The sequence below is a fragment of the Dactylosporangium sp. NPDC005572 genome, from assembly GCF_040605515.1.
Classification (GTDB): domain Bacteria; phylum Actinomycetota; class Actinomycetes; order Mycobacteriales; family Micromonosporaceae; genus Dactylosporangium.
On the sequence record NZ_JBEXCY010000326.1, the window covers coordinates 1 to 9,047 of the forward strand.

The 9,047-nt window shown below is 75.7% G+C and carries 11 protein-coding genes; 4 read left to right on the forward strand and 7 right to left on the reverse strand.

Annotated features, from left to right (window positions below):
• Positions 1-239: 239 nt before the first annotated feature.
• The 3 genes from ABZS66_RS58455 to ABZS66_RS58465 all read left to right on the forward strand — a co-directional run bounded on the left by ABZS66_RS58455 (position 240) and on the right by ABZS66_RS58465 (position 2,388).
• Complete coding sequence (locus ABZS66_RS58455) at positions 240-800, forward strand: DUF664 domain-containing protein (RefSeq protein ID WP_354773135.1); 561 nt, start codon at positions 240-242, stop codon at positions 798-800.
• 129 nt (positions 801-929) lie between these two features.
• Positions 930-2,066, forward strand: a complete 1,137-nt coding sequence (locus tag ABZS66_RS58460) for an MFS transporter (protein ID WP_354773137.1) — start codon at positions 930-932, stop codon at positions 2,064-2,066.
• 118 nt (positions 2,067-2,184) lie between these two features.
• On the forward strand, positions 2,185-2,388 hold the full coding sequence (locus tag ABZS66_RS58465; RefSeq protein WP_354773139.1) for a DUF397 domain-containing protein: 204 nt from the start codon (positions 2,185-2,187) through the stop codon (positions 2,386-2,388).
• Positions 2,389-2,434: 46 nt separating this feature from the next.
• Here ABZS66_RS58465 and ABZS66_RS58470 read toward each other — a convergent pair whose 3' ends face one another.
• The 5 genes from ABZS66_RS58470 to ABZS66_RS58490 all read right to left on the reverse strand — a co-directional run bounded on the left by ABZS66_RS58470 (position 2,435) and on the right by ABZS66_RS58490 (position 5,357).
• The gene (locus ABZS66_RS58470; protein WP_354773141.1) at positions 2,435-3,076 is read right to left on the reverse strand and encodes an SHOCT domain-containing protein; all 642 of its coding nucleotides are present in this window, start codon (positions 3,074-3,076) and stop codon (positions 2,435-2,437) included.
• Positions 3,077-3,158: 82 nt separating this feature from the next.
• Positions 3,159-3,734 (reverse strand): DUF4386 family protein, encoded by a 576-nt coding sequence (locus ABZS66_RS58475; RefSeq protein WP_354773143.1) that lies wholly within the window; start codon positions 3,732-3,734, stop codon positions 3,159-3,161.
• Positions 3,731-4,711: an NAD(P)-dependent alcohol dehydrogenase gene (locus ABZS66_RS58480; RefSeq protein WP_354773145.1), complete on the reverse strand. Its 981-nt coding sequence runs from the start codon at positions 4,709-4,711 to the stop codon at positions 3,731-3,733. Before ABZS66_RS58480 ends, ABZS66_RS58475 begins: the two co-directional genes overlap by 4 nt.
• Positions 4,708-4,935, reverse strand: coding sequence for a helix-turn-helix transcriptional regulator (locus ABZS66_RS58485; protein WP_354773147.1), 228 nt, complete (start codon positions 4,933-4,935; stop codon positions 4,708-4,710). Before ABZS66_RS58485 ends, ABZS66_RS58480 begins: the two co-directional genes overlap by 4 nt.
• Positions 4,929-5,357, reverse strand: coding sequence for a hypothetical protein (locus ABZS66_RS58490; protein WP_354773149.1), 429 nt, complete (start codon positions 5,355-5,357; stop codon positions 4,929-4,931). Before ABZS66_RS58490 ends, ABZS66_RS58485 begins: the two co-directional genes overlap by 7 nt.
• Positions 5,358-5,513: 156 nt before the next feature.
• Between ABZS66_RS58490 and ABZS66_RS58495 the strand changes: the two genes are divergently transcribed.
• Positions 5,514-7,382, forward strand: coding sequence for a DUF4118 domain-containing protein (locus ABZS66_RS58495; protein ID WP_354773151.1), 1,869 nt, complete (start codon positions 5,514-5,516; stop codon positions 7,380-7,382).
• Between the two features lie 109 nt (positions 7,383-7,491).
• Here the strand turns inward: ABZS66_RS58495 and ABZS66_RS58500 are convergent, their stop codons facing one another.
• Positions 7,492-7,881, reverse strand: a complete 390-nt coding sequence (locus ABZS66_RS58500) for a nuclear transport factor 2 family protein (RefSeq protein WP_354773153.1) — start codon at positions 7,879-7,881, stop codon at positions 7,492-7,494.
• Between the two features lie 27 nt (positions 7,882-7,908).
• The coding region (locus ABZS66_RS58505; RefSeq protein WP_354773155.1) for a tetratricopeptide repeat protein at positions 7,909-9,047 on the reverse strand (1,139 nt) is incomplete at its 5' end.

The following is a 9,047-nucleotide window of genomic DNA, read 5'->3' on the forward strand; positions in this document are numbered from 1 at the left end:
ATCGTTTCTTTCGGGTGGGAGAGGTTCACCAGCCGCAGCACCAGCCCGATCCCGGCGACCAGGATCGCGACCAGCCAGAAGTTCGGCGTGAACCGCCCCGGCGGGGCCAGCCGCCGCCGCACGACGTCAGGCACCGTGATCACCGGGCGATCCTAGCGGCAGTACCCCGCGCCGCAGTGCCCCTGATACCCAGGGATTCCGGGCGCGGATCGTCCGCAACCGCGGCTACGGTGACGGCCATGGCTGACATCTGGTGGGAGCCGCCGCTCGCCGGCACCGAGGAGGAGCACCTCACCGGCGCCCTCGACCGGCTGCGCACCACGCTGCGCTGGAAGGCCGACGGCCTCGACGCCGCCGGCCTCGCGACCCGGGTCGGCGACTCCACGCTGACGCTCGGCGGGCTGCTCAAGCACCTGGCCCGCGCCGAGTCGGAGATGTTCGGGCCGAAGCTCGACGGCTCGCCGATCGGGGAGCCGTGGGCGAGCGCCGACTGGGCGGCCGACCCGGACTGGGACTTCACCTCGGCCGCCGCCGACACCCCCGCCGAGCTGTACACGCTGTGGGACACCACGGTCGCCCGCTCACGGGCCCGCCTGCGGGCGGCCCTCGCCGACGGCGGCCTCGACCAGCTCGTGCACCTGGCCTGGCCGGGCCGGGGCCACCTGAGCCTGCGCCGTCTCGTGTGCGACCTGATCGAGGAGTACGGCCGCCACACCGGCCACGCCGACCTGCTCCGCGAGGCCGTCGACGGCGTGGTCGGCGAGGACCCGCCGGCGGGCTGGCGCCCTGCCGCCGGGTAATCGGCTCGCGCGTCCCGGACCCGCCGGGTACGGTGCCGGCATGACAGCCACCACCCGCACCGTGTCCCGCGGTGCCGTGGTGGCCCGGGCCGCCGGGGCGCCGCTCCCGGCGAGCCTGGAGCCCTCCCGTTGCACCCTCGTGCCCTCTTCCTGACCGTCTGCGCCGGCACGGCGTTCGGCAGCGCCTGCGCGTACACCCTCAACCTCGTCTTCCAGATCACCGTCGTGGGCCTCGACCCGCTGCGGCTCGTTCTCGTCGGCACCGTCCTGGAGACGGTGTACCTGCTCGCGCAGGTGCCGATGGGCCTGGTCGCCGACCACCGCGGCCGCCGCCTGCCGGTGCTGCTCGGCGTCTTCCTGACCGGCGGGGGCACGGTACTGCAGGGCGCCGCCCCGACGTTCGCGGCGACGCTCGCCGGCACGGCCCTGTGGGGCGTCGGCGCGGCCTGCTTCGACGGCGCGTTCGAGGCCTGGGCTGCGGACGAGCTCGGCGAGGACGCCGTCGGCGCGGCCCTCACCCGCGGCGCCCAGCTGGCCCAGGCGTCCGCGGTCGCCGGCATGCTCGCGGCGACGGGCCTGGCCACGGTACTGCCGGCCCTCCCACTCCTCGCCGGCGGCACGGTGTGGCTGGTGCTGGGCGTGGTCCTGCTCACGGCGATGCGCTCCACCTACCGCGGCCCGGCCGGCCGCCCGGCCTGGCACCTGCGGGCGGCGTTCCGCTCCCGCCGGCTGCGCCTGGTCACGTGGGCGACGCTGTTCGTGGCTCTGGGCCGCGAGGGCTTCGACCGCCTGAGCACCGGCCACCTGCTGTCCCTGACCCCGGGCGACGGCACGGTCTGGATCGGCGCCCTGGCCATCGCCACGACCCTGGTGTCGATCCCGCTGACCAGGCTGCTACGGCGCGCGCGGCTGTCCTGGACGGTGGCCGCCCAGACGGCCGCGATGCTGGCCTTCGCCCTGTCCGGCACCCTCCCGGCCGCCGCGGCGACCGCGACGCTGGCGGGCGCCCTGCGCGCGGCGGCGGATCCACTGTGGACGACGTGGCTGGTCCGCGAGACGACCCCGGCCAACCGCGCGACGGTCCTGTCGGCGGTCGGTATGGCGGGCGCGCTGGGCGAGATCACGGGCGGCCCTCCGGCGGGCTGGCTCGGCACCCGCTTCTCGGTGGCCCGCGCGCTGCTGGCCTGCGCGGTGGTGACGGCCCCGGCGGTGGCCTTCCTGGCCGGGCTGCGCGCCGGCCGGCGCGCTCGCCCGACACAACGGTAGTCCGTCGCGGCGCCGGGAACCTCCGGTAGTGTCCGACCGTCCGCGACCCGGGGCCCGGTGGCTCGTACTCCCTGGTGCCGCGGTACATCCGGTTGTTCCGATCGAACAAGGGAGTGCTGTGAGCTCGGATCGTTTGACTTGGCGCAGGGCCAGGCGGTGCGTGAGCGAGGACAACTGCGTCGAGGTCGCCGACGGTGACCAGTTGGTCGGCGTCCGCAACTCCCAGCTTCCCGGCGTGCGGCTGGAGTTTCCGGTCGCCGCCTGGGGCGCGTTCGTCGCCGCCGTCCGGAGTGGACACTTCGACGGCGGCCGCGCGTCGTAGCGTACGGCCGGCCGCCGCACCGGGGCGTCCCGCGCGGCGGCCGGCGTCAGCCCTGCAGGACCTGCCGCTTCTGCGCCTCGAACTGGTCGTCGGTGAGTTCGCCCGCTTCGCGCCGGTCGGCCAGTTGCTGCACGAGGGACAGGATGTCGGCCGGCGGGTCGGGCTTCAGGCGGACGAACTCGGCGCGGGTCAGGGCGCCCGTGCTGCGCAGGCGGTGCAGGCGGCGCTCCGGTGTGTCGGGGGTCGTGGGCCCCGGCCCCTGCCGTGCGCGGTCGCGGCGCAGTTGCAGCAGGCCGCCGATGCCGACCACCAGGCCCATCGGGATGAACACCGCGCCCATGATCAGCGCGCCGAGGCGGGAGTCCGCCGGCATCGAGTCCTGCAGCAGCGCCTTGGCCAGGATCGTGACGCCGATGCCGGTGAAGCCGAGGGTCCACACCGCCTGGCCGGTGCCCGCCTTGGCCAGGCCCTCCTCGCTGAGGACCAGCCCGGACAGCCACACGACCGTCCCGCCGATCAGCAGGAAGACCAGGCTGCCGGTGCCGGCCGGGCACTGGCGGGCCGTCACGTACGGGCCGCCGGAGGCGCAGCTGCCCGTGTTGAGGAGGTAGAACAGGCCGACGGCCATCATGACGGCACCGCCCAGGCCGAGCACCAGGCTGCCGATGTTGCGCAGGGTCAGTCGCATCCCGCACAGGATGCCACCGGCGCGCGGCGGCACCTGTCCGGAAAGCGTCAGAGGCGTCGATCCACACCACGGTCTCGGCCCGTCAGGCCGGACTGTTCCGCACGGCCCTGGGCGCGCGGTAGCCGGCCCACAGCAGCCAGCCGAGGAGGACCACCTCGCCCACGAAGGTGAACGTGGCGAGGCCGAGGTCGTAGCCGGCGACGGTGCCGAGGCTGTCGCCGGCGTAGCCGGCCCCGGCCAGCAGCAGCAGCGCGCCGAGCCAGGTCGGCACGTGCGGCGCGCGGATCGCGGCCCAGCCGGTGACGAGCAGGTGGGCGCCGAAGAGCAGCAGCGCGAGGTCCCAGCCGCGCTCGAACGCGTCGACGCCGGACCGGCCGGCGAGCAGGTCGCCCTGCGCGGCGAGGAACGCGGCGGCGTAGGCGATGCGCAGGCCGGCGGCGAGCTGGGCCAGGGAGGCGCGGCCGCGGTCGGCCGGGGCGAGCACACCGTAGAGGCCCCAGGCGACAACGACGTCGAGGACCGCGACGAGCGCGAAGCCGGCGGTGGCACCGCGCAGGTCGGCGTCCGCGTCGGAGAGGGTGGCGAAGCTGTACGCCGAGAGCACGACCATGGCGAGCAGGCCGAACCCGGCGGCGAGCGCGGAGCGGCGGTCGATCACAGCGTCACGACCAGCTTGCCGGCCGGGCGGCGGGCGGCGGTCAGCGCGCGCAGCGCGGCGGGGGTGTCGGCGAGCGGGTAGGTGCGCTCGACGGCCGGGGTGACCGCGCCCGCCTCGATGAGCGCCGTGAGCTCCCGCAGGTCGGCGGCGTCCTCCCGGGCGCTGACGGTGCGCAGGCGTTGACCGACGAACAGCGACACCAGCGGGGCGCGGAACATCTGCCGGCTGAAGCCGCCGAGCAGCCCGCCCCGGTCGTAGCTGCCGCCGACGATCGCCAGGGTGCCGCGCGGGGTGAGCGCGCGCCGCAGGGCGGTCAGCGCGTGGTCGCCGGCGGTTTCGATGATCACGTCGTACCGCGTGGGCCCGCGGTCGAAGCGCTCCCGGGTGTGGTCGACGACGTCGTCGGCGCCGAGGCCGCGCACGAGCGCCGCCTTCGCGCCGCTGCAGACGCCGGTGACGTGGGCGCCGCGGGCCTTGGCCAGCTGCACGGCGAACGAGCCGACGCCCCCGCCGGCGCCGATGACGAGCACCCGCTGGCCCTCGTGCACCTCCCCCGCGTCGCGGACGGCCCGCAGGGCGGTCATGGCGGAGACGGGCACGGCGGCGGCCTGGACGAAGGTGAGGTTGGCGGGCTTCGGCGCGAGCCGGTCGGCGCGGGCGACGGCGAACTCGGCGTAGGAGCCGCTCTCGCCGCAGCCGTAGACCTCGTCGCCGGGCTCGAAGCCGGTGACGCCCGCGCCGACGGCGGCCACGACGCCGGCCAGGTCGCGGCCGCGCACGGCCGGGGCCGGGCGGCGCAGGCCGATGGCCATGCGCACGAGGTACGGCCGGCCGGTCATGAAGATCCACACGCCGGGGTCTACGCCGGCGGCGCGGACCTCGACGAGGACCCGGCCGGGCCCGGCGGCGGGCCGCTGGGTGTCGCGCAGGGCGAGCACGTCGGCCGGCCCGTAGCGATCCTGAACGATGGCTTTCACGGTGTCTCCTCCTCGGGGTACTGGAAGACGTCGTCGAGCCGGACGCCGAGCACGTGGGCGATCCTGAACGCCATCTCCAGCGACGGCGAGTAGCGGCCCTGCTCGATGGCGATCACGGTCTGCCGGGTGACGCCGATGCGGTCGGCGAGCTCGGCCTGGGTCATCTCGCCGCGCTCGAAGCGCAGGGCGCGGATGCGGTTGGTGACGCGGGTCGGTTTCACCACTGGGGGAGGCTCCCGCGGTACACGAGGACCTTGGTGACCGACCCGAGGACCGACGAGAGCACGAAGCACAGGTAGATGACGTTGGCGATCCAGAAGAAGTCCCACTCGGCGAGGGCCATGAGCATGGCCGACACCGCGCCGATGACCACGAACGCCTGGCCGACGTGGTCGCCGAGCCGGCCGATCTCCCGGTCGCGCACGTCCTTGGCACGCGACGCCCGCGGGTTGACGACGCCGAGGCCGATCTCCAGGACGATGTTCGCCACGATGGCGCCGCCGACCGTCCACAGCAGGGCGCCGGCGTAGGGCACGTCGGTGAGGGCAGTGTCACCCGCGCGGCGCAGCACGACGACGACGTAGGCGGCATACGCCAGGACGGCGGTCACGAGCATGATCCACGCTCGTTTCTCCTCGTGCGTCACGGCCGGCTCCAGGAACGTGGATGTACAGAATCTTTGACATCCAGAAGGTAACACGTCTTTGACACCATGTCGAGAATGTTTGACACGCAGCGGGTGATCCGGTGAGCCGCCGCGGCGGCTAGCATCGGACCCGTCCCGGGTCGAGAGGGGCCGCTTATGCTTGCCCGCATCGCCGCCTGGCTGGTGCGGCCGGAGCCGCCGCCGCTCGGGTGGGGCATCGCAGCCGCCGCGGCGCTGGTGGTGCTCGAGACCCTGATGGCGTACCCGCTCGCGCAGGTCGCGCCCCGCGAGGCCATCGGCGCCATCTTCCTTCCCGGCGTGCTGCTGATCGCCATGGTGTGGGGCATGCCGCTGGGCGTGGCGATGGCAGTGGTCAGCGCCACCGCGTTCGACTTCTTCCACGTCCACCCGGTGCGCCGGTTCACGGCCGCCGACGTGCGCGAGTGGCTGGAGCTCGGGGTGCTGCTGCTCACCGCGGCGCTCGGCGGTGCGCTGGCCCGGCTGGCGCGCGCCCGGGCGAGCGAGGCCGCGCAGCGCCGGCGGGAGGCGGACCTCATCGCCGGCCTCACCCGCCTGATCCTCGGTGCCGGCGAGCTGCCGCCGGTGCTGCCGGAGGCGGCCCGCCGCATCGCCGCCACGCTCGGGGTGCCGCACGCCGAGCTGGTCCTCGACGAGTCGGCCGCCGACGGACCGCAGGTGGTGGTCCCGCTGCGACTGGACGAGCGCACGGGCACGCTCCTGCTGCCCGCCGGCACGCCGGAGCCGGTCCTGACCCGCCTGTACGACCGGGTCGTGCCACCGCTGGAGGCGCTGCTGTCGGCGGCGAGCGAGCGGGTGGCGGCCGAGGAGGCGCTGCGGACCCTGGCCGTCGAGCAGGCGATGCTGCGCCGGGTCGCGGTGCTCGTCGCGCACGGCGCCCCGCCGGCCGACGTGGTGGCCGCGGTCGCCGCCGAGGCGGCCCGGCTGCTCAGCGCCGACGCCACCCGGCTCATGCGCCAGGAGGCGCCCGGCACCGTGACCGTGATCGCGGAGTACAGCAAGCCCGGCCTCGAAAGCCTGCTCGGCCGGCGCCTCGACGTCAGCGGCGGGGTCACCGAACTGGTGCTGCGCAGCTCCCGGCCGGCCCGCATGGACAGCTACGGTGGCCGCCGGGGCACCCTCGCCGACCTCGCCCGGACCGAGAAGATGCGCTCGTCGGTCGCCGCGCCGGTCCTCGTCGACGGCGTGGTCTGGGGCGTGCTGACCGTGCTGTGGGCCCGGGCCGAGCCGCCGCCCGAGGGCGCCGAGCACCGGCTCGCCCAGTTCACCGAGCTCGTCGCGACCGCCGTCGCCAACGCCGAGGACCGCGCCGAGCTCACCCGGTCACGGGCCCGGCTGGTGTTCGCCGCCGACGAGGCCCGCCGCCGCATCGAGCGCGACCTGCACGACGGCGTCCAGCAGCGGCTCGTCTCGCTCGGCCTCGAGCTGCGCGCCGCCGAGGCGCTCGTCCCGCCGGAGCTCGGCGAGCTGCGGGACCGGCTGTCCCGCACCACCGACGGCCTGCGCTGCGCGTTCGACGACCTGCAGGAGATCTCCCGCGGCATCCACCCGGCGATCCTGTCGCAGGGCGGCCTCACCTCCGCGATCAAGGCGCTCGCCCGCCGCAGCCCGGTGCCGGTCGCGGTCCGGGCCGGGCCCCGGCGCGGACTGCCGAGCTGCGTCGAGGTCACCGCCTACTACGTGGTGTCCGAGGCGCTCACCAACGCCGCGAAGCACGCCGGCGCGTCCGCGGTCGACGTCGACCTCAAGATCGCGCCGGACGCCACGACCCGCCGCGAGCAGCTGCTCATGTCGATCCGCGACGACGGTCACGGCGGCGCCGACCCGAGCCTCGGCTCCGGGCTGGCCGGGATGCGGGACCGGGTCGAGGCGATCGGCGGCCGGCTGCGCGTCGCCAGCCCGGCCGGCGGTGGCACGCACCTGACCGTCACGCTGCCGCTGGACGGCTGCGACGACCCGCAGACCACCACCCCGGCGCACACCTGACGCCGCCGGCCACGGCCCGGACAGCCCAGGCATGACGTCGGTGGGCAGCTCCGCCATGAACGCGTCGTCCGTCATGTCCCCCTGACCACCCGGCGTCCGCGGCGGACCGTCACAGCGGCTCCACGTATCGCGCGCGCCACGACGGGGACGGGTCCGCGCCGGGGCGCACCCAGTACTCCCGGGCGTGGGTGACCAGGCCGTCCCGGACCGTCCAGAAGCTGACCGCCCGGTGCAGGCCGACCTCGTCGTGCGGCACCTCCACCTCCGACACGACCGTGTCGCCGGCCGCCACGACGCGCAGGACGGCGATGGACCAGCCCTCCGGATACTCGGCGTTGACCGTCACGTAGTTGTCGGGGCCCACGATGCGCTCGGCGCTCACCGGCCACTCGACCACCAGGTCGTCCGCGAGCAGCGCCCGCAGGCCCGGCCAGTCGCGGGCCTGCATCCGGTCCCAGAGGGTGCTCACCACCGTCGCCTCGTCCATGGCCCGCATCATGCCACCCACCTCTGACAAGAAACGGCGTCAGGAAAGGCGGGCGCGGACGTCCGCGGCGTCCGGGTGGCCCAGGGTGTCGAGGATGCGCAGCGCCGCCTGCCAGGCCTCCCTCGCGGCGTCGGTGCGGCCCGCCGCGAGCTGGGTGTCGCCGGCGTGGGTCAGCGTCTCGGCCTCGCAGTACCGGTCGTCGTCGCGGCGGTACAGCTCGAGGGCGTGGCCGAAGCAGGTCAGGGCCTCATCGTGGCGGGCCAGGTGGTGCAGGGCGTAGCCGAGGCTGTCCCAGGCGCGGGCCTCGCCCGGGCCGTTGCCGAGGGCCTGGTGCAGGTCGAGCGCCTCGCGGCAGCGCTCGACGGCGCGGTCGTGCTCGCCGAGCTGCGCGTGGTCCCAGCCGACGGCGTTGAGGGCCCGCGCCTGCCCGGCCTTGTGGCCGGCCGCGGTGAACAGGGCCAGGGCGTGCTCGTCGTGCTCCAGCGCGGCCCGCCGGTCGCCGCGCTGCTCGCTGAGCCACCCGAGGTACAGCAGCGTCCCGGCCTGCCCGATGCGGTCCGCGGCGGCGGAGAACAGCCGACCGGCCCGCCGCAGGTGGGCCGACGCCTCGTCGTGCCGGCCCAGCTGGCACAGCGCCAGGGCCAGCTCGCGGTGCAGGTGCGCCTGCGCGAGCCGGTCGCCGAGGCGCTGGCCGGCGTCGAGCGCCGTGGTGAGGGCGTGGGCGAGCTCGTCCCAGCGGCCCTGCCGGTGCAGGAACGTCGTGAGCGACCAGGCGAGCTGCCACGCGTGGACGTCGAGGCCGGCCTCGGCGGCGGCGTCGACCGCCGCCAGCAGCGCCGGGCGGTTGGCGGCGAGCCAGGCCGTGGCGGCGTCGGTGTCGGCGGGCGGCACCACGGCCGCGCCGCGGGCGGGCGGGGCGGGGTCGATCGGGTCGCGGTACGGCAGCAGCAGCCGCTCCGCGGCGAACGCCGTGTGCAGGTAGTGGTCGAACAGGCGGCGCAGCGCGGCGGGGCGGCCGGCGGCGCGGAACAGCCGGCGGGCGTAGGCGCGCAGCAGGTCGTGCCAGCCGTACCGCCCCGGCGCCGGCTCGGTGAGCAGGTGCGCCGCCGCCAGCTCGGCGAGCAGCGGCCGCGCCTCGGCGACCGGCCGGCCGAGCAGGCTCGCCGCGGCGGCCGGGG